The 22,352-nt window shown below is 66.4% G+C and carries 19 protein-coding genes; 10 read left to right on the forward strand and 9 right to left on the reverse strand.

From position 1 onward, the window contains the following. Positions 1-6: 6 nt before the first annotated feature. From FG94_RS09590 to argS, 5 genes are read right to left on the reverse strand one after another with little or no spacing between them, the layout of a single operon-like run. A complete protein-coding gene (locus FG94_RS09590; RefSeq protein ID WP_036210393.1) occupies positions 7-780 on the reverse strand; it encodes a biotin--[acetyl-CoA-carboxylase] ligase in 774 nt (257 codons plus the stop codon). Continuing rightward, complete coding sequence (locus FG94_RS09595; protein WP_036210395.1) at positions 777-1,562, reverse strand: SDR family oxidoreductase; 786 nt, start codon at positions 1,560-1,562, stop codon at positions 777-779. Before FG94_RS09595 ends, FG94_RS09590 begins: the two co-directional genes overlap by 4 nt. Next, entirely contained in the window at positions 1,559-2,224 is a 666-nt protein-coding gene (locus tag FG94_RS09600; protein WP_036210397.1) for a thiol:disulfide interchange protein DsbA/DsbL, read from the reverse strand. Before FG94_RS09600 ends, FG94_RS09595 begins: the two co-directional genes overlap by 4 nt. A 28-nt stretch (positions 2,225-2,252) precedes the next feature. Then, on the reverse strand, positions 2,253-2,945 hold the full coding sequence (locus FG94_RS09605; protein WP_036210399.1) for an SPOR domain-containing protein: 693 nt from the start codon (positions 2,943-2,945) through the stop codon (positions 2,253-2,255). A gap of 28 nt (positions 2,946-2,973) precedes the next feature. Continuing rightward, positions 2,974-4,713, reverse strand: coding sequence for an arginine--tRNA ligase (gene argS, locus FG94_RS09610; protein WP_036210988.1), 1,740 nt, complete (start codon positions 4,711-4,713; stop codon positions 2,974-2,976). 320 nt (positions 4,714-5,033) lie between these two features. Here argS and rsmB point away from each other — a divergent pair, with 320 nt between their 5' ends. From rsmB to FG94_RS09645, 7 genes are all read left to right on the forward strand, one after another. Beyond that, a complete protein-coding gene (rsmB, locus tag FG94_RS09615; RefSeq protein ID WP_051996453.1) occupies positions 5,034-6,443 on the forward strand; it encodes a 16S rRNA (cytosine(967)-C(5))-methyltransferase RsmB in 1,410 nt (469 codons plus the stop codon). Positions 6,444-6,500: 57 nt separating this feature from the next. Then, positions 6,501-7,064: a DUF4390 domain-containing protein gene (locus FG94_RS09620; protein WP_036210401.1), complete on the forward strand. Its 564-nt coding sequence runs from the start codon at positions 6,501-6,503 to the stop codon at positions 7,062-7,064. After that, entirely contained in the window at positions 7,061-9,379 is a 2,319-nt protein-coding gene (locus FG94_RS09625) for an ATP-binding protein (protein ID WP_036210403.1), read from the forward strand. The genes FG94_RS09620 and FG94_RS09625 overlap by 4 nt, the downstream gene beginning before the upstream one ends. A gap of 51 nt (positions 9,380-9,430) precedes the next feature. Continuing rightward, positions 9,431-10,174 (forward strand): response regulator, encoded by a 744-nt coding sequence (locus tag FG94_RS09630; protein ID WP_036210405.1) that lies wholly within the window; start codon positions 9,431-9,433, stop codon positions 10,172-10,174. 554 nt (positions 10,175-10,728) lie between these two features. After that, the gene (locus FG94_RS09635; RefSeq protein ID WP_027865841.1) at positions 10,729-10,986 is read left to right on the forward strand and encodes a DUF3567 domain-containing protein; all 258 of its coding nucleotides are present in this window, start codon (positions 10,729-10,731) and stop codon (positions 10,984-10,986) included. A gap of 75 nt (positions 10,987-11,061) precedes the next feature. After that, positions 11,062-11,838, forward strand: coding sequence for a class II glutamine amidotransferase (locus FG94_RS09640; RefSeq protein ID WP_036210407.1), 777 nt, complete (start codon positions 11,062-11,064; stop codon positions 11,836-11,838). Between the two features lie 100 nt (positions 11,839-11,938). Then, the gene (locus tag FG94_RS09645; protein WP_036210409.1) at positions 11,939-13,207 is read left to right on the forward strand and encodes an EAL and HDOD domain-containing protein; all 1,269 of its coding nucleotides are present in this window, start codon (positions 11,939-11,941) and stop codon (positions 13,205-13,207) included. A gap of 126 nt (positions 13,208-13,333) precedes the next feature. On the opposite strand, the gene FG94_RS09650 is transcribed toward FG94_RS09645, so the two are convergent. Together FG94_RS09650 and metH are read right to left on the reverse strand one after the other, a co-directional pair. Further along, positions 13,334-13,708 (reverse strand): SPW repeat protein, encoded by a 375-nt coding sequence (locus FG94_RS09650; protein WP_036210995.1) that lies wholly within the window; start codon positions 13,706-13,708, stop codon positions 13,334-13,336. A 110-nt stretch (positions 13,709-13,818) separates the two neighbouring features. Next, positions 13,819-17,589, reverse strand: coding sequence for a methionine synthase (metH, locus tag FG94_RS09655; RefSeq protein WP_200879964.1), 3,771 nt, complete (start codon positions 17,587-17,589; stop codon positions 13,819-13,821). 243 nt (positions 17,590-17,832) lie between these two features. On the opposite strand from metH, the gene FG94_RS09660 reads away from it, so the two are divergent. After that, the gene (locus FG94_RS09660) at positions 17,833-18,066 is read left to right on the forward strand and encodes a BrnA antitoxin family protein (RefSeq protein WP_027865836.1); all 234 of its coding nucleotides are present in this window, start codon (positions 17,833-17,835) and stop codon (positions 18,064-18,066) included. Between the two features lie 30 nt (positions 18,067-18,096). On the opposite strand, the gene fmt is transcribed toward FG94_RS09660, so the two are convergent. Next, on the reverse strand, positions 18,097-19,044 hold the full coding sequence (gene fmt / locus FG94_RS09665; protein WP_036210411.1) for a methionyl-tRNA formyltransferase: 948 nt from the start codon (positions 19,042-19,044) through the stop codon (positions 18,097-18,099). Between the two features lie 11 nt (positions 19,045-19,055). After that, positions 19,056-19,595, reverse strand: a complete 540-nt coding sequence (gene def / locus FG94_RS09670) for a peptide deformylase (protein WP_036210412.1) — start codon at positions 19,593-19,595, stop codon at positions 19,056-19,058. A gap of 276 nt (positions 19,596-19,871) precedes the next feature. Between def and FG94_RS09675 the strand changes: the two genes are divergently transcribed. Beyond that, complete coding sequence (locus FG94_RS09675) at positions 19,872-20,981, forward strand: LysM peptidoglycan-binding domain-containing protein (protein ID WP_036210413.1); 1,110 nt, start codon at positions 19,872-19,874, stop codon at positions 20,979-20,981. Positions 20,982-21,173: 192 nt separating this feature from the next. Beyond that, on the forward strand, positions 21,174-22,307 hold the full coding sequence (gene dprA / locus FG94_RS09680; protein WP_229445901.1) for a DNA-processing protein DprA: 1,134 nt from the start codon (positions 21,174-21,176) through the stop codon (positions 22,305-22,307). Positions 22,308-22,352 lie beyond the last annotated feature (45 nt).

Raw genomic sequence — 22,352 nt, forward strand, 5'->3', positions numbered from 1 at the left:
CCCGTCTCACTCGCTGAGCCGCAGCGACACGTCGCCCGCCAGTACGCTCGTGCGTCCCTCGGCGGTGTCCAGCAGCAGGCGGCCGGCATCGTCGACGCCGGCCGCCAGGCCTTTCTGCAGCACCTTGCCGTTGTCGAGGATGACGACGGCGCGGCCCTGCCAGGCATGGCGCAGGTTCCAGCGCGCGCTGAAGGCGGCGAAGCCCTGGCTGGCGAACAGGCGCAGCGCGTCGGCCAGGGCGTCGAGCAGGGCGGCCATCAGCTGGTCGCGGTCCATGCGCGCCAGCCAGGGCGCGCCGGCGGCGCTGCGCCCGAGGCGCGCTTCCACTTCGTCCGGCATGACGAGGTTCAGGCCGATGCCGATCACGGCCCAGGTGCCGCCGCCGCTGTCGCTTGACGCCGACTGGGTCTCGATCAGGATCCCGGCCAGCTTGTCGCCGTCCTTGAGCACGTCGTTCGGCCACTTGAGCTGGATCTGCACGCCGAGCTGCCCCAGCGCGTCGCCCAGCGCCACGCCGATGGCCAGCGGCAGGCCGGTGAGCCCCTGCAGGCCGCCTTCGAACCTCCAGGCCAGCGAAAAGGTCAGCGAATTCTCGCTGGAAGAGAGCCAGCTGCGGCCGGCGCGTCCGCGGCCGGCGTTCTGGTGCTCGGCGACCAGCAGCACCGGCTCGCTGAGCTGCGCGGCGCGCGCCAGCAGGTCGGCGTTGGTCGAACCGGTCTCCGGCACGACCTCCACCGCGACACCGGCGCGGGACAAGGAAAAGATATTCGCGGCGTTCATGCTTCCCCCTGGCGCTGTTTTGTCGGAGCGCGCGAGAACGCGAGATCGAACAAGGGATTCGGCAGCAGGCGCAGCAGCTTGGCCGCGACGCCCATCTGCCAGGGCAGCACGCGGTAGCTGGAACCACGCGCGATGACATCAAGCGCCTGGGCGGCGAAGCGCTCGGCGGGCGTCAGGAAGGGCATGGGAAAACGGTTCTTGCGGGTCATGGGAGTGTCGATATAACCGGGGGCAATGGTGACCACCTTGATGCCGGAGGCACGTAGTTCAAGGCGCAGCGATTCACAGTAGCTGTGCACCGCGGCCTTGGAGGCGCAGTAGGCGCCGGCGCCGCGCATGCCGCGGATGCCCGCCACGCTGCCGATCCCGACCAGGCGGCGCGGGCCCTGTTGGGCTTTCATGGAAGCGATGAAGGGTGCGAAGGTGGCGACGGTGGCGTTCACGTTCGTGGCGAACACGGCGTCGAACACCGCCAGGTCGGCGGGGCGCTCGGTGAGGGTGCCGTGCGAGATGCCGGCGCTGGCGATGACGATGTCGGCGCCGCCCTTGGCCGCGATGAAGTCGGCGGCAGCGGCGGCCACGGCGTCATGGTCGGTGACGTCGGCCGCGTAGATGCGGTGGCGTTCGGGGTGGGGGAGGCTGGCGGCGAGTTCTTCCAGCAGCGGGCGGCGGCGCGCCAGCAGGCCGAGGGATGCGCCGCGCGCCGCGTATTCGCGCGCCAGCGCCGCGCCGATGCCGCTCGAGGCGCCGGTGATGAATACCCGGTCTGCCGGCAAGCTCACTTCTTGTCTGCTTTGGCGCGCGCGACCAGCGTGTCCATCACCTGCAGGGTGCCCTGCAGGGCGTCGTTGCCGCTGACGTTGCCGGATTCGCCGACCATGCCGGGCGAGGTCAGGAAGCGGCCGTCGATCGCGATCATCGGCCAGTGGGTGATGCGGTAGGCTTCCATCATTGCCTGGGCGCGGCGCAGCTTGGCCTGCACGCCGAAGGAGCGGTAGGTGTCGATGAACTTGGCGCGGTCGATGCCGGCGCGGCTGGCCCAGTCGAACACCTGCTCGTCCTGGGTGAAGCCGACGCGCTCGACGTGGTAGGCATTGAAGACCTTGCCGTGGAACTGCTCGAGCAGGCCGAGCGATTCGAGCGTGAAGAACAGGCGCTGCTGCGCCGCCACCTGTGCGCCGCGCGGCACGTGCACGCGCCGGAACACGATGTTGTCGCCCTGTTTCTTGACCCAGTCGGCCAGGTAGGGCTCGAAGGAATAGCAGTGCGGGCAGTAATAGGCGAAGAACTCGATCACCTCGATTCTGCGCCCGCTGTCGGTCGGCTGGGCTTCCGGCAGGACCTGGTACTCCGCGCCTTCCTTGGGCGCGGCAGGCGAGGCTGCGGTGAGCGCAGGAGCGGCAAGCAGGGCGGCGGAGCAGATCAGGCGGCGAAGCGGGTTCATGCGGTTCCTTCGGTCGGGGTAGAGAGGCCTAGCGTTGGCTGCGGACGACGTCGACGACGATGCCGCTGTCGAGCAGCTTGGCGCGCGCCTTGTTCACGGTTTCCTGTCCGGTGTACGGGCCCACGCGCACGCGATGCAGCACGCCGCTGTCGGTAGTGCGGTCGGTGATTGCCGCTTCGAAACCGAGCAGGGCCAGCTTGGCGCGGGTGCTTTCCGCATCGGACATGTCGCGGAAGGCGCCGGCCTGGAGGTAATAGATATAGCCGTCGCCGCCGGCGGCTGGGGCAGGGGCAGGGGCGGCAGCGGTGGCCGGAGCGGCAGGCGCCGCTGGCGTGGCTGCCGGCGCAGCCGGCGCCGCACCCTGCATGCCGGCAATGGCCTGACCCAGCGGATCGGCGTCGGCCGCCGGCGCGGGTGCCGGTGCCGGTGCTGGCGCTGCTGCCGGGGCCGGGCGGTTGGCGCGTTCGGCGATCTCGCGGTTCGCTTCGCGCGCGGCGTCGCGGTTGCCGTACAGCGGCTTGTTCGGATCGCTCGCCTGGCTCGGCGCGAGGTCGGCCGGGCGGCCCATCTTGTTGGAACGGTCGGTGAAGGGCGACTGGCCCTTGGTGATCACGAGCGCGACCGCCACCGCGATCCCGAGGCCGATGATCAGGCCGATGATGATGCCGGTCAGGGTGCTGCCGCGCTGGCGCAGCGGAGAGAACTTACGAATGGCGGTCATGTTGCGCTTGGTAGTGATAAAACGATGATTACTCTTGTCCTTCGGTCGGAGCGCGCTCCATCTTGCTTGGGGCCGACACGCCGATCAGGGCCAGGCCGTTGCGCAGCACCTGGCGGGTAGCCAGGGCCAGGGCCAGGCGCGCCAGCTTCAGGGACTCGTTGTCGTCCAGCAGCCACTTGTGGGCGAAGTAGTAGCTGTGCAGCTCGCCGGCCAGTTCGCGCAGGTAGAAGGCGACGTGGTGCGGGCTCAGCTCGAGCTTCGCGCGCTCCAGCATTTCCGGGTAGGCGGACAGCTTGGCCAACAGGCTCGCTTCGTGCGGTTCGGTCAGCAGGGACAGGTCGGCGCCAGGCAATTGCGATTCGTCGCCGCCCCAGTTGGCGAGCGCCGAGCAGATGCGGGCGTGGGCGTACTGCACGTAGTACACCGGGTTCTCGTCCGAGGTCTTGAGCGCGACGTCGACGTCGAACACGAATTCGGTGTCGGCCTTGCGCGAGATGAGGAAGAAGCGCACCGCGTCGCGGCCGCGCGTCACGTCGCCGTTGCCCGACCATTCGATCAGGTCGCGCACCGTGACGTAGGAGCCGGCGCGCTTGGAGATCTTGACCTCTTCGCCGTTCTTCATGACGGTGACCATCTTGTGCAGCACGTAGTCGGGATAGCCCTGCGGGATGCCGATGTTCACCGCCTGCAGGCCGGCGCGCACGCGCGCGATGGTGCCGTGGTGGTCGCTGCCCTGCACGTTGATGGCCTGGTCGAAGCCGCGGCGGAATTTCTGGATGTGGTAGGCCACGTCCGGCACGAAGTAGGTGTAGCTGCCGTCGGACTTGCGCATCACGCGGTCCTTGTCGTCGCCGTAGTCGGTGGTCTTGAGCCACAGCGCGCCTTCCTGCTCGTAGGTCTTGCCGGCGTCGACCAGGGCCTGCACGGCCGCTTCCACCTTGCCGTCCGCGTACAGCGAGGACTCGAGGTAGTAGTTGTCGAACTTGACGCCGAAGGCCTGCAGGTCCTGGTCCTGCTCGTTGCGCAGGTAGGTCACGGCGAAGCGGCGGATCGATTCGATGTCGTCGACATTGCCCGATGCGGTGGCCGGCTCGCCGTCGCTGGCCGAGACGGTCTTCTTGGCCAGGAAGTCGGCGGCGATGTCGGCGATGTAGTCGCCGTTGTAGGCCGACTCGGGCCACTCGGCGTCGCCCGGCTTGAAGCCCTTGGCGCGCGCCTGTACCGAGGTGGCGAGGGTGGCGATCTGCACGCCCGCGTCGTTGTAGTAGAACTCGCGGGTGACGTCGTGGCCCTGCGCTTCGAACAACGAGGACAGGGCGTCGCCCAGCGCGGCCTGGCGGCCGTGGCCCACGTGCAGCGGGCCGGTCGGGTTGGCCGAGACGAATTCGATGATGGCGTGGTGACCCTTGCCGGCGCTGCCGCGGCCGAAGGCCGCGCCCTGTTCGAGCACGCTGCGCACGACCGACTGCTTGGCGCCTGCGGCCACGCGCAGGTTGATGAAGCCGGGACCGGCCACGTCGGCCGAGTCGACCAGGCCGGCGGCGCCGGGCTCGGCGAGCAGGGCGGCGACCAGGCGGGTGGCCAGTTCGCGCGGGTTGGTCTTGAGCGGCTTGGCCAGCTGCATGGCGATGTTGCAGGCGATGTCGCCGTGGCTCGGATCGCGTGGACGTTCCAATACGACGTTGGGAGTGAGGTCGGTGCCGGCGACGATCGGCGCGAGGGCGGCCTGGAACAGGGCAACGATCTGTTGTTTTTGTTGGGCGAGCATGGGGATGTCGATCTGATAAAAATGGCGGGCCTGCGGACAGGCAAACAGCAATCATTATACTGGTTTGGCGCATCGCGCAATATGTTCACCGCGGCAAGTTGTCAGCTTCGTTAAGCGGCACCAAAGCCTAAGCCGTTACAATGAGGGCCATTTTTCACTGCACCGACCCCGCCATGACCGACAAGCGCCCGACGCTCACCCTGAAACCGAAAGCCAAGCCGGCACGTTCCGCGTCGTCGCAGGGCAGGGAGCGGCCCCAGGGCGCCGGCCAGGCAGCGGCCGCCAAGCCGTCCTACCGTCCGTCGGCCGAGCGTGAAGCCATGCGCGAACCCGCGCGGGCGCCGCAGCGCGAGCATGCGCACCAGCTTGCAGCCGCGCAGCCGCGCCTGCGCCAGAGCCATGAAGCGAAGGTGGCGCCGCAGCGCGACTACCGCCCCGACCTGAAAGCCGATTCGCTGGCCCTGGCCCTGCTGGGCGCGGCCAATGCGATCGCGCGCGTGCGCGGCGGCGCCGCGCTGCCGCAGGCGCTTGCCGGCGTATTTACGGCCTATGACGTGACGCCGCAGGCACGCGGGGCGATCCAGGACATCGCCTACCGCAGCATGCGCCAGCTGGGCCGCAGCGACACCCTGCTGGGCCTGATGACGACCAAGGCGCCCGAGCTGCCGATGCTGGGCGGCCTGCTGTCGGCCGCGTTGACCCTGCTCGATCCGCCGCCGGGAACGCAGGCGCCCTACGAAGCCTTCACCGTGGTGGACCAGGCCGTCAACGCCGCCGCCAGCCACCCCGATTTCGCCCATGCCAAGGCCATGGTCAATGCCGTGCTGCGCCGCTTCCTGCGCGAGCGCGAGTCCTTGCTGGAGCAAGCCCTGAAGCAGCCGCTGGCGCGCTGGAACTACCCGCAATGGTGGGTCGACAGTACCCGCGCCGCCTACCCGTCCGAGTGGGAAAGCATCCTCGCGGCCGGCAACGCGCACCCGCCGCTGACCCTGCGCGTAAACCGCCGCCGCACGGGTGTCGAGGCTTACCTGGAGACGTTGGCGCAGGCCGGCTTCGCGGCCGAGCAGGTAGGGCCCACGGCCGTGCGCCTGGCGCAGGCCGTCAACGTCAGCCAGATCCCGGGCTTCCACGAGGGCGTGGTGTCGGTCCAGGACGCCGGCGCCCAGTTGGCCGCGCCGCTGCTCGACCTGCAGGACGGCATGCGCGTGCTGGACGCCTGCGCGGCGCCGGGCGGCAAGAGCGGCCATATCCTCGAGGCCGCCGACGTCGACCTGACCTCGGTCGACGCCGATCCGCAGCGCCTGGCGCGCGTGGGCGACAACCTGGGCCGCCTGGGCCTGACGGCGCGGCTGGTCGCGGCCCAGGCCCAGGATACGGACTGGTGGGATGGCCGCCAGTTCGACCGCATCCTGGCCGACGTGCCCTGTACCGCGTCCGGCATCGTGCGCCGCCACCCGGACATCCGCTGGCTGCGCCGCAAGTCCGACACGCTCCAACTTGCAACACTTTCTACCAAAATACTCGACAATCTTTGGCAGATGCTGCTGCCCAATGGTAAATTGTTGTTTGTGACATGTTCGCTCTGGCCCCAGGAATCGGAGGCGCAGGCTGCCGCGTTTGCGGCCCGCCACGACGCCATCCGCCTCGACGCGCCGGGCCAGCTGCTGCCAGCCAGCGGTGCCGGGCAGGATCATGACGGCTTGTTCTATGCGCTGTTCCAGAAGAAGTAACGGCGCGATGATCCATTAGACAACCTCGGCTTTCAATTTTTTGGCTCCGGCGCACCTGTGACCTTACGTTTTCTTTGCCTCCTCGCTTGCCAGCTGCTGCTGGTCTTCGCGTGTTCGCAGGCACGGGCGGCCGAGGTCATCGACATCACCAAGGTCGAGATCCAGGCCAGCGAGGACGGCTACCGCCTGAATACCGCGTTCGCCTTCGACCTGAACCACGAGCTGCAGGACGCGGTCCAGCACGGCATCAAGCTGCACTTCACCACCGAGATCGAGATGACGCGCCCGCGCTGGTGGTGGCGCGACGAGAAGGCGGTGTTCTCCAAGCGCACCATCGGCATCTCCTACGACATGCTGACGCGTCAGTACATCGTCACCACCGGCGGCAGCGTGCCGCAGCCCTTCAATACCCTCGACGATGCGCTGTCGCTGATCCGGCGGCCGGCGCGCTGGCTGATCGCCCCGAAAGACGCCCTCAAGAAGGGCGAGGTCTACAACGTCTCGGTGCGCATGTTCATGGACCGCGACTTCCTGTCCAAGCCGCTGCAGGTCAACGCCATCAATGATTCGAGCTGGCGCCTGAGCTCCAACAGGAAGACCTTCACCTACCGTGCAGAATGATCCAGGTACGCGGTAAATCGTTCAACCGGGCGCTGCGCTACGCGCTGGTGGTGGGCGGTGCGATCGCGTCGATCCTGCTGTTCCTGCTGGCCTCGGCCTCCGACAACTCCGGCTTCTTCGACCGTTATTACGTCTGGCTGCTGGGCGTGAACGCCGGCATGGCCGTGCTGCTCCTGATCCTCGTGGTGGTCGCGCTGGCGCGCCTGTATTCGCGCTACAAGGCCGGCAAGTTCGGCTCGCGCCTGGTGGCGCGGCTGGTGCTGCTGTTCGCCGGCATCGGCATCCTGCCGGGGCTGGTGATCTTCATGGTGTCGGTGCAGTTCGTCTCGCACTCGATCGACAGCTGGTTCGACGTCAAGATCGAGGCCGCGATCGAATCCGGCCTGAACCTCGGCCGCGCCGCCCTCGACGAAGCCGTGGCCGAACTGGGCGCCACCGGCCAGACCGCCGCCGCCACGCTGGCGGGCCAGGACGCGGTGATGGTGCAGGGCGTCCTGAGCGGCCTGGTGAACGACATCAGCGGGCTGCAAAGCGCCATGCTGCTCACCTCCGACGGCATCGTGCTGGCATCGAGCGCGCAGGACCGCAACCTGAACCTCGACCTGGACCGACCGACGCCCGACATGCTCAAGTCGGCCGCGCTGCCGGGGGGCTATGCGCGCCCGGAAGGCACCATGGACCGCGACGCCTCCGCGCAGCCGGACGGGCCGGACCAGAACGGTCTCGATGCCGCCACCGGCCTGCGCCTGCGCGTGGTGCTGGCGGTGCCCGAGGCGGCCGGCATGGAGCCGCGCTACCTGCAGCTGCTGCAGTCGGTGCCGGTCAACCTGGCCTCGAATGCGGTGGTGCTGCGCAGCGCCTCCGAGGAGTACCGCTCGCGCGACCAGGCCCGGCGCGGCCTGCGCAAGATGTACATCGAGACCCTGACCTTGACCCTGCTGCTGGCGATCTTCGGCGCGATCGGCTCCGCCTTCCTCATCGCCGGCAACCTGGCGCAGCCGCTGCTGGTGCTGGCCGAGGGCACGCAGGCGGTGGCCGAGGGCGACCTGTCGCCGCGCCCGACGGTCGAGACCAACGACGAACTGGGCACCCTGACGCGCTCCTTCAATGCCATGACCGGCCAGCTGTTCGAGGCGCGCAGCGCGGTCGAGCGCAACCGCATGGCGCTGCAGAACGCCAAGGCCCACCTGGAGTCGGTGCTGGCCAACATGTCAGCGGGCGTGATCGTGCTCGATGCCGAGGGGCGGGTGGTGAACTCGAACGACGCCGCCTACCGCATCCTGCAGGTCGAGCCGGGGGCGCTGGCCGGTCCGCTGGCCAGCATTCCGGGCCTGGAGACCTTCTACAACTGCATCACGCGCGCGATCTCGGCACAGAGCGCGCAGAGCGCGGCCAGCACCGACCGGCGCCGGCGCGCCCACTGGCAGCAGCAGATCGAGATCCCGCGCCGCGGCAGCAGCGACGAGCAGGAGCACGACATCACGCTGCTGGCGCGCGGCTCGCGCCTGCCGGTGGGCACCGGCAGCGGCTTCATCGTGGTGTTCGACGATATCTCGGACGTGATCGCGGGCCAGCGCTCGGTGGCCTGGGGCGAGGTGGCGCGCCGCCTGGCGCACGAGATCAAGAACCCGCTCACCCCGATCCAGCTGTCGGCCGAGCGCCTGCAGATGAAGCTGGAATCGAGCCTGCCGCCGCAGGAAGCCGAACTGCTGAAGAAGAGCACCACCACCATCGTCAACCAGGTCGACGCCATGAAGCGCATGGTCGACGACTTCCGCGACTACGCGCGCACGCCGCCGGCGGTGCTGGAGCCGCTCGACCTGAACGGCCTGATCGACGAGATCCTGCAGCTCTACCTGTCCGAGGACGGGTCGGACATCATCCACGCCGCGCTGGCGCCTGGCCTGCCCAAGGTCATGGGTGACGCCACCCAGCTGCGCCAGGTGATCCACAACCTGGTGCAGAACGCCCAGGACGCGCTGGTCGACCGCGGCCCCGATGCCCCGGCCCCGCGGGTGGACGTCACCACCGAGGCCATCCACTACGAAGGCGCGGACGGCGCCGCCGGGACCGCGGTGCGCCTGGCGATCACCGACAACGGCCCCGGCTTCTCGCCGCGCATCCTGGCGCGCGCCTTCGAGCCCTACGTCACCTCGAAGGCGCGCGGCACCGGCCTGGGCCTGCCGATGGTCAAGAAGATCATCGACGAACACGGTGGCAGGATCGATATCGGGAACCGTCCGGACGGATGTGGCGCGTCAGTATTCATTTTGCTGTTAAAGTTAGCTCCCGAGGCGAACTTGTCCGAAATATAAAAGACGGCATAAAATGCGGTATGACGGGTAAGAGATCAGGAAGATAGAACGATGGCGAACATACTCGTAGTTGATGATGAAATGGGCATCCGGGAGTTACTCTCGGAAATCCTTGGCGACGAAGGCCACGCCATCACGCTGGCGGAGAACGCGCAGCAGGCCCGCGAGGCGCGCGCCGCCGGCGCTCCCGACCTGGTCCTGCTGGACATCTGGATGCCGGATACCGACGGCGTCACCCTGCTCAAGGAATGGCAGCGCGATGGCCTGCTCACCATGCCGGTCATCATGATGTCCGGCCATGCCACCATCGACACCGCCGTCGAAGCGACCCGCATCGGCGCCCTGAATTTCCTCGAGAAGCCGATCGCCCTGCAGAAGCTGCTCAAGGCCGTGCAGCAGGGCCTGACCCGCGCGCAGGAAGTGGCGCGCGCGCCCATGGCCCCGCCGCGCCCGGTCGCAGCCGCCGCCGTTCCCGTGTCGGACAACGGCGCCGGCGCAGCCAGCGTCGCGGCCGCCCCGATGTTCGCGCAGGCGCCGCAGCAGATGGCCAACGGCTCGCGCCTGGTCCATGCGATCTCGCAAGGCGAGGGCACCGGTTACACGCTGTCCTTTGACCTGCCGCTGCGCGAAGCCCGCGACGCCTTCGAGCGCATGTACTTCGAACACCACCTGGGCCGCGAAGGCGGCAGCATGACGCGCGTGGCCGAGAAGACCGGCCTGGAACGCACCCACCTGTACCGCAAGCTCAAACAGCTCGGCGTCGAGCCGGGCAAGCTCGCCAAGAAGGGCGTCTGATTGGCCGGACCCGTTCCGGTCACCCTGGTCACCGGTCCCAGTGCCGGCGCACGCGAGGCGGCCATCGCCTCGCTGCTCGACGCCACATCGCCTGCTGCCCCTGCCGGCGCGGCACGGACCGGCCCCTTCAGCGCCGTCATCCTCGAAGGGCTTGCTTCAGGCAGCTCACCCATCCCCGACTTGTCCTCTGTCAGACTTGTCCGACTCGCACCCGGGTGCGTGTGCTGTACCGGCAACCTGGTTTTGCGTGTAACATTAAATCGACTGTTGCGCCAAGGCCCGGAACGCCTGTTCATCGGTGTGGCGAGCAGTGAGCATCTTGATCAGTTGCGATCGTGGCTGCAAGCAGCGCCATACGATCAGCTGTTGGCACTGAACCCGACCCTGCAAGCTTGACATCTTTGCTTACACAGCGTGTCCTTGAAATCGGTTCAGCAAGCCCCACCTCTTAACCGAAGTGATCAGCCAACTGCCTGCCGCCAAGCGGTTGGTTCACTATCGGGTGGCTCGGAAAACCGAGACACCCCTCACTCTGATCGAGAGAAGGAGTCATCATGAACATGATCTATAACAGCGAACAGTACAGCGTCGTCGAATTTGGCGTGGATCGCGACCTCGAAGCCCTGCGCTTCGGCGGATACGAGATCGTCGACAAGGCCGGCCGGCGCGAAGCGTTCATCGGCGGCAAACTGGCTCAATCTTTCCGCCGCGATGTGAACAACCTCATCGCCAGCGAGCCGACCATGGAAGAAATCGACGACTTCCTGGGATCCTACGACACCCTGATGAGCCAGCCGGTCGTGCTGCACTAATTCATCAGAAGGGCTACTACGGTTCCGGGACGTAGTAGCTCCACCGGCACCTCTGGGCGTGTTAAGCTGCGCGCCATGTGCCAACTCCTCGGAATGAACTGCAACGTCCCCACGGACATCGTTTTCTCCTTCACCGGCTTCGCCCATCGCGGCGGACGCACCGATACCCACCATGATGGCTGGGGCATCGCTTTCTTCGAAGGCAAGGGCGTACGCCATTTCGTCGACCACCAGGCCGCCGTCGCTTCGCCGATCGCCGAACTGATCAAGCGTTACCCGATCAAGTCCACCAACGTCATCGCCCATATCCGCAAGGCCACCCAGGGCCAGGTCGCGCTCGAGAACTGCCATCCTTTCGTGCGCGAGATGTGGGGACGCTACTGGGTGTTCGCCCACAATGGCGACCTGAAGGACTTCGCCCCAGTGCTGCACGGTCCGTTCCGCCCGGTCGGCACGACCGACAGCGAGCTGGCCTTCTGCTGGCTGATGCAGAGCCTGCGCGACGAGTTCGGCGACGGTTCATCGCGCAGCGCGCCCTCGCTTACCGAACTGCGCGCCGCGCTCGAAAAACTGGTGCCGCAGATCGCTGCCCATGGTACTTTCAACATGATGCTCTCGGACGGCACTGCGCTGTTCACCCACTGCTCGACCAAGCTGTGCTACATCGTGCGCCAGTATCCGTTTGCCGCGGCGCACCTGTCGGACGAAGACCTCTCGGTCGACTTCTCGCAGGTGACCACGCCGAACGACCGGGTCGCCATCATCGTGACCGAGCCCTTGACCAACAACGAGACCTGGACTCCCTTCGCACCCGGCGAACTCAAGCTGTTCGTGGATGGGCTGCCACAATAATGGCAAAAAGCTATCATTCCATTGATAAGTTAATGCCAATAATCCACTAACAGGGGCGGATACGGTAAAGTAGCCATGTTCGCGAGCCCATCCAGACGACATGACCGATACCGCCAGCCATGACCAGCCGCTGAAACTGCGCAACTTCTACCTCGGGCGCCAGCCGGTGCTCGACCGTAACCAGGCGCTGTTCGGCTATGAGCTGCTGTTCCGCGGCAACGCCCAGGGGAAGGCAGAGATCGATTCCGGCCTGTCCGCCAGCGCCGGCGTGATTCACCATGCTTCGCAACTGGGCCTGCCGCGCGCGATCGGCGACGCCACCGCCTTCCTGAACGTCGACACCGACGTGCTTCACAGCGACATGTTCGCCTTCCTGCCGCGCGAGCGCACCGTGCTCGAGATCGTGCGCTCGGTGGAGCCGAACGACGCCGTCATCGGGCGCATGACCGAATTGTCGCAGCACGGCTTTCGCTTCGCGGCGGAAGCCTCGGCCCATGGCGCCGCTTTGTCCCGCCTGCTGCCGGTGATCGACTACGTCAAGATGGACCTGCGCGAACTGCCGGTGGTGACCCTGCTGTCGCTGGCGCCGCGCCTGCGCGGCACCGGCAAGCGCCTGGTGGCCGAAAAGGTCGAGACCCACAGCGAATACCGCACCTGCCTGGACATCGGCTTCGATTATTTCCAGGGCTATTATTTTGCCAAGCCGACCGTGATCGCCGGCCGCAAGCTGTCGCCGTCGCAGGCGGCGGTGCTGGACCTGTTGAACCTGGTGACATCGGACGCCGACAATGCCGAGATCGAGCGCGCCGTGAAGAAGGACGTGACGCTCGGCCTGAACCTGCTGCGCCTGGTGAATACGCCGGCGGCCGGGGCAGGGCGCAAGATCGAGTCGGTCAGCCAGGCCCTGATGCTGCTGGGGCGCCGCCAGCTGCAGCGCTGGCTGCAGATCCTGCTGTACGCCGAGCCTGGCGTGCGCGGCCACAACCTCAGCCCGCTCCTGATGCTGGCCACTACCCGCGCGCGCCTGATGGAACTGCTGGCGCAGCGCCTGCGTCCCGGCCAGCGCAACGTGGCGGAGATCGCCTTCACGGTGGGCATGATGTCGCTGATGGACACCCTGTTCTGCATCCCGATGCAGGACATCGTGGAACAGATCCCGGTGATCGACGAAGTGCGCCATGCGCTGCTGGTGCGCCGCGGCTTCTTCGGCGAGCTGCTGCGCCTGGCCGAGTCGATCGAACGCATGGACGATGCGCAGGACGAGGTGGCGCCGGCGCTGCACGAATTGTCGATGGATGGCGACGACCTGGCCGAGCTCGAGATCTCGGCCTTCGAGTGGAGCGACAAGGTCGTTCGCTACGCGATGTAGGGTGGGCGGCTCGTAATCCGGGCCACTGGCCCGGATTACCCCACGCGATGATAGTTAGCAGCAAGATCATCGCGTGTGAAATCGGAGCCTTGAGCGATCACCGCGTGGGCGGGAAACCCGCCCACCCTACGTGGCACCGGAACGTGTCCACTGGCTGTGCAGCTCCGGATCCGTGCGCAGCTCCCATACCCCCAGTACGACCGTCGCGATGCCCGCGAGGACCAGGCTCCAGGTCATGGCCGGGTCGCGCACGACGCCGACCAGCCAGGGCGAGACCGCCACCCACACCCCCACGACGATATTCAGCAGCACGGCCCAGACATAGGTCCTGACCAGGTCGAATGCGGCCAGCAGCGCGATGATCGCGCCCGCGATGTAAGCGTTGATCGCCGGGGGCGAATAGGAAGGATAGCCGAGCGCCCAGGGCGACATGAACAGCCAGACGCCGATCACGACCATGAGCTGGTCCTGCCAGTGCCGGGACGACGGATGCATTGCCATGATGTGATCCTCCATGCGTGGACGTTGCAGTGCTTGGACAATGCTGCAGCGTGGAAGTTTGCGGAGGGCAGGGAAACGCCGCCGGCATCGACCGGCGGCGCAGGGGAGGATCAGGACAGGTTGGGCGCCAGGTAACGCTCGAGTTCGCTCTTGTCCATGCCGCGGCGGCGCGCCATGTCCTCGAGCTGGTCTTCGCCGATCTTGCCGACCACGAAGTACTTCGAGTCCGGGTGGGCAAAATAGAAGCCCGATACAGCGGCGCCCGGGTACATGGCGAAGGACTCGGTCAGCTCCATGCCGATCTCTTCCGCCTGCAAGGTGCGGAACAGCTCGGCCTTGACGGTGTGCTCCGGGCAGGCCGGGTAACCTGGCGCAGGACGGATGCCCTGGTAAGCTTCCTTGATCAGCGCTTCGTTCGACAGGTCCTCGCCCGCCGCGTAACCCCACAGGTCGGTACGGACGCGCTCATGCAGGTATTCGGCGAAGGCCTCGGCCAGGCGGTCGGCCAGGGCCTTGAGCATGATCGAGGAATAGTCGTCGAGGGCCGCTTCGAAGCGCTGCTCGTGCTTCTCGATGCCCAGGCCGGCGGTGACCGCGAACATGCCGATGTAGTCGGCGATGCCGGAATCCTTCGGCGCCACGAAATCGGACAGGCACTGGTTCGGGCGCTGCTCGCCGTCCACCACCGGCTTGACGCCCTGCTGGCGCAGGCCGTACCAGGTGAAGGCGACTTCCTTGCGCGATTCGTCGGTATAGATCTCGATGTCGTCGTCATTGACGGCGTTGGCGGGCAGCAGCGCAATGGCGCCATTGGCGGTCAGCCAGCGGCCTTCAATGATCTTCTTGAGCATCGCCTGGGCTTCCTCGAACACCTTGGTGGCGGCTTCGCCCACCACCTCGTCGGTGAGGATGGCGGGGTAGGGGCCGGCCAGGTCCCAGGTCTGGAAGAAGGGACCCCAGTCGATGTAGCGCGCCAGTTCGCCCAGCTCGACGTTCTTGAACACGCGGCGGCCGATGAATTTCGGCTTGACCGGTGCGTACGCGAGTTTCGCCTTGTTGCCGCGCGCCTGTTCGAGGGTGAGCATCGGCAGCGCCTTCTTGTTGGCGTGCTGCACGCGGATGCGCTCGTAATCCTCCGCGAGCTCGATGATGTAGGCGTCGCGCGTGTCGTCGGTCAGCAGCGACTGGCCCACCGACACCGAACGCGAGGCGTCCGGCACGTAGACCACCGGGCCTTCGTAGTGCGGCGCGATCTTGACGGCGGTGTGGGCGCGGCTGGTGGTGGCGCCGCCGATCAGCAGCGGGATCTTCTTCTCGCGGAAGTAGGGATCGCGCTGCATCTCGCGCGCCACGTGGGCCATCTCTTCCAGCGAAGGCGTGATCAGGCCCGACAGGCCGACGATGTCGGCATTCTCTTCCTTGGCCTTGGCCAGGATGTCGGCGGCCGGGACCATCACGCCCATGTTCACGATCTCGAAGTTATTGCATTGCAGGACCACCGAGACGATGTTCTTGCCGATGTCGTGCACGTCGCCCTTGACGGTCGCGATGACCATCTTGCCCTTCGGCTTGGCGACGATGCCGGTGCGGCGTTCTTCTTCCGCCTTCTCTTCTTCGATGAAGGGCACCAGGTGGGCCACGGCCTGCTTCATCACGCGCGCCGACTTGACCACCTGCGGCAGGAACATCTTGCCCTGTCCGAACAGGTCGCCTACGATGTTCATGCCGTCCATCAGCGGGCCTTCGATCACGTGGATCGGACGGCCGCCGGAGGCCAGGACCTGCTGGCGCATCTCTTCGGTGTCCTCGACGATCCACTGCGTGATGCCGTGCACCAGCGCGTGCGCCAGGCGCTTCTCGACCTTCGCCTCGCGCCACTCCAGGTTCTGTTCCTGCTTGCCGGCGCCGGCCTTCAGGGTGCCGGCGAATTCGATCATGCGCTCGGTGGCGTCCTCGCGGCGGTTCAGCACCACGTCCTCGACGCGCTCGCGCAGCTCGGCGGGCAGGTCGTCGTAGACGCCGACCATGCCGGCGTTGACAATCCCCATGGTGAGCCCGGCCTTGATCGCGTGGTACAGGAACACGGTGTGGATCGCTTCGCGCGCCGGGTCGTTGCCGCGGAAGCTGAACGAGACGTTCGACACGCCGCCCGAGACCTTCGCGTGCGGCAGGTTCTTGCGGATCCAGGCGGTGGCCTCGATGAAGTCCACCGCGTAGTTGTTGTGCTCTTCGATGCCGGTGGCGATCGCGAAGATGTTCGGGTCGAAGATGATGTCTTCCGGCGGGAAGCCCACCTGCTCGGTCAGCACTTTGTAGGCGCGACCGCAGATCTCGGTCTTGCGCGCGAAGGTGTCGGCCTGGCCCTGCTCGTCGAAGGCCATCACGATGACCGCGGCGCCGTAGCGGCGGCACAGCTTGGCCTGGCGGATGAATTCCTCTTCGCCTTCCTTCATCGAGATCGAGTTGACGATGGCCTTGCCCTGCACGCACTTCAAGCCCGCTTCGATCACGCTCCACTTCGAGGAGTCGATCATGATCGGCACGCGCGAGATGTCCGGTTCGGAGGCGATCAGGTTCAGGAAGCGCGTCATCGCGGCCTGCGAGTCGAGCATCGCCTCGTCCATGTTGATGTCGATGACCTGGGCGCCGTTCTCGACCTGCTGGCGCGCCACCGACAGCGCCTCGTCGAACTGCTCGTTCAGGATCATGCGCGCAAAAGCCTTGGAGCCGGTGACGTTGGTGCGCTCGCCGACGTTGACGAACAGCGAACTGTCGTCGATGGTGAAGGGCTCGAGGCCCGACAGGCGCATTGCGACCGGCACGTCCGGCACCTGGCGCGGCGGGGATGCTTCGAGAATCTTCGAGATGGCGGCGATGTGGTCCGGCGTGGTGCCGCAGCAGCCGCCCGCGATGTTGATGAAGCCGGCGTCGGCGAATTCGCGCAGCAGGGCCGAGGTGTCGCTGGGGAGCTCGTCGAAGCCGGTGTCGCTCATCGGGTTGGGCAGGCCGGCGTTCGGGTAGATGCACACGAAGGTATCGGCGATCGTCGACAGCTCTTCGGCATACGGGCGCATCAGCGCGGCGCCCAGTGCGCAGTTCAGGCCGACGGTCAGCGGCTTGGCATGGCGCACCGAGTTCCAGAAGGCGGCCACGGTCTGGCCCGACAGGATGCGGCCCGAGGCGTCGGTGACGGTGCCCGAGATCATGAGCGGCAGGCGCGGAATTTCCGGATGCTCTTCGAAGTACAGGTCGATCGCGAACAGCGCGGCCTTGCAGTTCAGGGTGTCGAAGATGGTCTCGACCAGGAGCACGTCGGAACCGCCGTCGACCAGGCCGCGCACCTGTTCATGATAGGAGGCGACCAGCTGGTCGAAGGTGATGTTGCGGAAGGCCGGGTCGGTCACGCTGGGCGAGATCGAGGCGGTCTTCGGGGTAGGGCCGAGGGCGCCGGCCACGAAGCGCGGCTTGTCCGGGGTACTGTATTTGTCGCAGGCGGCGCGCGCGAGCTTGGCGGCTTGCACGTTCATCTCGTAGGCGAGATGCGCCATGTGGTAGTCGTCTTGCGCCACGCCGGTGGCGCCGAAGGTATTCGTTTCGATCAGGTCGGCGCCGGCGGCGAGGTAGCGCTCGTGGATCTCCTGGATGATGTGCGGCTGGGTGAGCGTGAGCAGCTCGTTGTTACCCTTGACGAAGAGCTCGCGCTGGCCGGCGCCTTCCGGCGCGCTGAAGTCCTTGAAACGCTCACCGCGGTAGGCGGCTTCATCGAGCTTGTACTGCTGGATGATGGTGCCCATCGCGCCATCCAGGATCATGATGCGGCGCTTCAGGATGTCGCGCAGCTGGGAATCGATCGGGGAAATGGAGCGAAGTGGGGCGTTCATGGTGTCGTCTTTCTACGGCTTTACAGGCCGTTTACTATTGGGCGGTCTACGATTATACGTCAGGACGCCGGCTCGCTCTGCGGAGGGCGAAAATGCGATCCGCGTATGTATCTTTATGTATTGATTTCGCCGGCTGTTACATGACGTTACAAAACCTAACACATCCGCAATCTTTACGTTACATACACGGACGACAATTAACGCGTCGTCACAGGTTGGCGAAGCTTTTAACGGGATGATTGCATGAACAAAGAATATGAGCCGGATTGGGACCAGCCGGTGAACCGCATCGAAGAACCGGCTGTCGCCGTGAAGCCCCAAACGATCAACGGCGTGAAACAGATCGTGACGATCCGTTTGGACGTGGACATGCTCGAATGGTTCAAGTCGGCGGGTCCGGGTTACCAGACCCGTATCAACCAGGTACTGCGCGAGTACATGGACGCCCAGCGCACGGCTGGGTCGCAAGAGAAGTGATGTATCGGGGCGAATGCCCCGATTTTCTTTTCAGGAGAAGATTTTTCCGCCCAGCGGGAAACTCTTGAGGAAGTCCGCCGCAGCCAAGCGTTTGCCGCCAGGCTTTTGAAGTCCGGTCATGCGCAGTGCACCGCTGCCGCAGGCGACCACGATGCCCCCCGCATCCGCCGCCAGCACCTGGCCCGGCGACCCATTTCCGGATGCCAGCTCCGCATTCCACACCTTGACCGTCACGCCGTCGACCAGCCCGTGCGCACCCGGGAAGGGATTGAAGGCGCGCACCCGGCGCCACAGCACCTCGGCGTCCAGGGCGAAATCCAGCTTCGCTTCTTCCTTGCTGATCTTGGCGGCATAGGTCACGCCGGCTTCCGGCTGCGGCACCGCCTCGATCTGGCCGGCTTCCATCTTGCGCAGCGCCTCGACGATCATGCGTCCGCCCAGGTCTGCCAGCTTGTCGTGCAGGCTGCCGGTGGTGTCCGTGTCTTCAATGGCGACGCGTTCGATCAGCATCATCGGCCCGGTGTCGAGGCCTTCTTCCATGCCCATGATGGTGACGCCGGTCTCAAGGTCGCCGGCTTCGATCGCGCGGTGGATCGGCGCCGCGCCGCGCCAGCGCGGCAGCAGCGAGCCGTGGATGTTGATGCAGGGCTTGATATCGAGCGTGCTGCGCGGCAGGATCAGGCCATAGGCCGCCACCACCATCACGTCGTAATCGAGCGCCAGCAGGCGCTCGTGGGCGGCGCGCGCTTCCTCGGCGCGTTGCGGGTCCTTGGCGTCCATGCGCAGCGACAGCGGCTGCGCCACGGGCATGCCGTGCGCCAGCGCATACTGTTTCACTGCCGAGGCCTGCAGCTGCATGCCGCGCCCGGCCGGGCGGTCGGGCTGGGTCAGGACCAGGGGAATCTCGAAGCCGGCCTCGTGCAGGGCACGCAGGGCGACAGCGGCGAACTCGGGCGTGCCGGCAAAAACGAGCCTCATCGGGGCCCCTGTCAGCGGCGGGCGCTGCGCAGGGCGGCGTCGCGCTCCATGCCGCGCTCTTCCTTCTGCAGCTTGGCCTTGATGCGGTTGCGCTTGAGCGGCGACAGGTACTCGACGAAGACCTTGCCCATCAGGTGGTCCATCTCGTGCTGGATGCACACGGCCAGCAGGCCGTCGGCCTCGAGCTCGAATTCCTTGCCTTCGACGTCGTAGGCCTTGACCTTGACGCACGCCGGGCGCTCGACGCCGTCGTAGATGCCGGGCACCGACAGGCAGCCTTCGTCGTAGACCTGCTTCTCGTCGCTGGCCCAGGTGATTTCCGGATTGACGAAGACCAGCAGCTGGTCGGTGGTTTCGCTGACGTCGATGACGACCACGCGCTCGTGCACGTCGACCTGGGTGGCGGCCAGGCCGACGCCCGGTGCGTCGTACATGGTCTCGGCCATGTCCTTGACCAGCTGGCGCAGGTGCTCGGTGCCGAATTCGGTGACCGGCTTGGCAATCTTGTGCAGGCGTGGATCAGGGTAGCGGAGGATCTTCAGTAAGGCCATGGTCGAAAAAGTAAGAGGAGATAGGTGTTCAATAAGATTGTTGCGCGCGTACAGAAATGCAACACATCCCCGATCCTGCAAGACGCGGTTTGTCTTGCTAGTTCAGGGATTTATGTGCAGAATTTGATTCAGTACGGCAACCTTTTGTCGATCAGAGCGGGTCATCGTGCTGTCTCTTTCCAGCAGACGATGCGCGCTGCCAGCCCTTCGGTGTCAAAGCCGCAATCCATGTGCGCCAAGCGGACGCAACGACGGACACAATGACGGAAACAAGCAATGAAAAATTTTAGCACAGTCGTGACCCGCGCTGCTGCGGCGGCCCTCGTCGCGTGTGCCGTGGCCGGCCCGGTCCAGGCCGCTCCAGCATCGTCCGCCGCTTGCGCTTTCCGCCCCAACGCTCCCGACCAGCATGTCGTGGTCAAGGGCGACACCCTCTGGGATATTTCCGGCACTTTCTTGCAGAACCCCTGGTGCTGGCCGCAGGTGTGGGGCATGAACCGCGACGAGATCCGCAACCCGCACTGGATCTATCCCGGCCAGGTCATCTATTTCGACCGCACGCGCGGCCGCCTGTCCCTGAGCCGCCCGGGAAGCGGCGACGGCAGGGGCGAGCCGCCGATTACCAAACTGTCGCCGCAGCTGCGCAGCGAGTCGCTCGAGCGCGACGCCGTGCAGTCGATCCCGGCCGGCATGATCGAGCCTTACCTGACCCAGCCGCTGGTGGTCGAAGCCAATGCCCTGGCCGGCGCCCCGCGCATCGTCGCGTCGCAGGAAGGCCGCGTCTACCTGGGCACGGGCGACCGCGTCTATGTCAAGGGCGAGCTGCAGGGCGGCAAGACCTTCCAGGTGTTCCGTCCGAGCGGCCCGCTGCGCGATCCGCAGACCCGCAAGGTGCTGGCGCACGAGGCCGCCTACCTGGGCACCGTCACGCTCGACCGCGAAGCGGCGCCGGGCGTGGATGCGCATACCTTCCGCGTTGCCGAGACGCGCCAGGAAATGGGCGTGGGCGACCTCCTGATCCCGATGCCGCCGACGCCGGTGCGCAACTACATGCCGCATGCGCCGGCCCAGCCGGTCGATGCGCGCGTGATGTCGATCCATGGGGGCGTCAGCTACGCCGGCCAGAGCCAGGTGGTGACTGTCAATCGTGGCACAGTTGACGGACTCGATGTCGGTTCCGTGCTCCAGCTCTATCATCTCGGGAAGACGGTGCCGGACCCGGCGGGCAAAGGCGTGCTCGGCTTCGGCAAACGGACGATCAAGCTGCCCGACGAGCAATATGGCAGCCTGTTCATTTTCCGCGTGTTCAGCAATGTCTCGTACGGACTGATCATGCAAGTGACGGCGCCGGTGGAAGTCGGCGACGTGGCGCGCTCACCGGAGTAGAACCTATCCCAGTAGGGAGGAGGAAGTTGATGGCGATGCATGACAAGCGCGGGCAAGGCGCGAGGAGGCCGCATGGCGCGCGCCATGCAACGACGAGGTAGCATGGCATGGGGTGCCATGCTACACAGCACCCGCTTGTCAGGCGCGCCAGCAACGACTCATTCCCTGCTGGGATAGGTTCTGAATCCTACCGTGCAGGACACGGCCACCCACACTGCTATTCCCAGCCCACCGGATTCCCGCGCCATCGCCGACTGGATCCGGCTGGAAGGAACGGCGGGCGTGGGGTGCCGCACCGGCCGGTTGCTGCTGGACGTCTTCGGCTCGCCTGCGGCCATCTTCCGCGCCGGGCATGCGGCCCTGGCCGCCCATGTGCCGGCCGCGCAGGCCGCGGCGCTGTGTGCGCCGGTCTCGTCCGAACTCGCGCGGCAGATCGAGCTCACGCTGGCCTGGCTGTCGGGAGCGAACCGCCACCTCCTCACGCTGCACGACCCCGATTATCCGCCAAGCCTGCGGCACATCCCCGATCCGCCGCTTCTCCTTTATCTACACGGACAGCGAGCCTTGTTGTCCTCGCCCATGATCGCCGTGGTCGGCAGCCGCAATGCCAGCACGCAGGGCAGGGCCAATGCGGCAGGCTTCGCGGAAAGCCTGTCGCATGCGGGCCTGTGCGTGGTGTCGGGCATGGCGCTCGGCATCGATACGGCAGCGCACGAAGGCGCCTTGCGCGGTCCGGGTTCCACCATCGCCGTCATCGGCACCGGAGCAGACCGTGTCTACCCGGCGCGCAACCGTCCGCTTGCGCACCGCATTGCGGACGAAGGCTGCATCCTCAGCGAGTATGCACTCGGCACCCCGCCGGTCGCCGGCAACTTCCCGCGCCGCAATCGCATCATCAGCGGCCTGGCGGCCGGCGTGCTGGTGGTCGAGGCGGCGGCGCAGTCGGGTTCCCTGATCACGGCGCAGGTGGCGGCCGAGCAGGGGCGCGAAGTCTTCGCGCTGCCCGGGTCGATCCATTCGGCCCTGGCCAAGGGTTGCCATCAATTGATCCGCGAAGGAGCGCAGCTGGTCGAGACCGTGGACGAGGTGCTGGCCGCGCTGCGGGTCTCGCCGCTCGTGCGGCAGGCTGCAGCGCTACCCGTCGCTGCCGGCGACGATGCGCTGCTGGCCGCGCTGGGACACGATCCGGTGGAACCCGATGCGCTGCTGGCGCGCCTCGGTCTTGACGCCGGTGCGTTGGCCGGCGAACTGCTGGCGCTCGAACTGGCCGGGCTGCTCGAACGCTTGCCCGATGGCCGTGTCCAGCGCGTGGTGCGTGCCGCGTGAATACGAGAAAGTATGGCTGTTCTCGTCATGCACGATGCATGAAGG

This window comes from Massilia sp. LC238 (assembly GCF_000735635.1).
In the GTDB taxonomy this organism is placed as follows: Bacteria; Pseudomonadota; Gammaproteobacteria; order Burkholderiales; family Burkholderiaceae_D; genus Telluria; species Telluria varians.

Excerpts from the sequence above, each read along its gene's own strand:
- FG94_RS09600 (WP_036210397.1), bottom strand. The coding sequence starts at position 2,224 with ATGAACCCGCTTCGCCGCCTGATCTGCTCCGCCGCCCTGCTTGCCGCT.
- FG94_RS09635 (WP_027865841.1), top strand. The coding sequence starts at position 10,729 with ATGAACATGATCTATAACAGCGAACAGTACAGCGTCGTCGAATTTGGC.
- FG94_RS09605 (WP_036210399.1), bottom strand. The coding sequence starts at position 2,945 with ATGACCGCCATTCGTAAGTTCTCTCCGCTGCGCCAGCGCGGCAGCACC.
- FG94_RS09650 (WP_036210995.1), bottom strand. The coding sequence starts at position 13,708 with ATGGCAATGCATCCGTCGTCCCGGCACTGGCAGGACCAGCTCATGGTC.
- FG94_RS09640 (WP_036210407.1), top strand. The coding sequence starts at position 11,062 with ATGTGCCAACTCCTCGGAATGAACTGCAACGTCCCCACGGACATCGTT.
- rsmB (WP_051996453.1), top strand. The coding sequence starts at position 5,034 with ATGCGCGAACCCGCGCGGGCGCCGCAGCGCGAGCATGCGCACCAGCTT.
- FG94_RS09625 (WP_036210403.1), top strand. The coding sequence starts at position 7,061 with ATGATCCAGGTACGCGGTAAATCGTTCAACCGGGCGCTGCGCTACGCG.
- argS (WP_036210988.1), bottom strand. The coding sequence starts at position 4,713 with ATGCTCGCCCAACAAAAACAACAGATCGTTGCCCTGTTCCAGGCCGCC.
- metH (WP_200879964.1), bottom strand. The coding sequence starts at position 17,589 with ATGAACGCCCCACTTCGCTCCATTTCCCCGATCGATTCCCAGCTGCGC.
- fmt (WP_036210411.1), bottom strand. The coding sequence starts at position 19,044 with ATGAGGCTCGTTTTTGCCGGCACGCCCGAGTTCGCCGCTGTCGCCCTG.
- def (WP_036210412.1), bottom strand. The coding sequence starts at position 19,595 with ATGGCCTTACTGAAGATCCTCCGCTACCCTGATCCACGCCTGCACAAG.
- FG94_RS09660 (WP_027865836.1), top strand. The coding sequence starts at position 17,833 with ATGAACAAAGAATATGAGCCGGATTGGGACCAGCCGGTGAACCGCATC.
- FG94_RS09675 (WP_036210413.1), top strand. The coding sequence starts at position 19,872 with ATGAAAAATTTTAGCACAGTCGTGACCCGCGCTGCTGCGGCGGCCCTC.
- FG94_RS09630 (WP_036210405.1), top strand. The coding sequence starts at position 9,431 with ATGGCGAACATACTCGTAGTTGATGATGAAATGGGCATCCGGGAGTTA.
- FG94_RS09645 (WP_036210409.1), top strand. The coding sequence starts at position 11,939 with ATGACCGATACCGCCAGCCATGACCAGCCGCTGAAACTGCGCAACTTC.
- FG94_RS09590 (WP_036210393.1), bottom strand. The coding sequence starts at position 780 with ATGAACGCCGCGAATATCTTTTCCTTGTCCCGCGCCGGTGTCGCGGTG.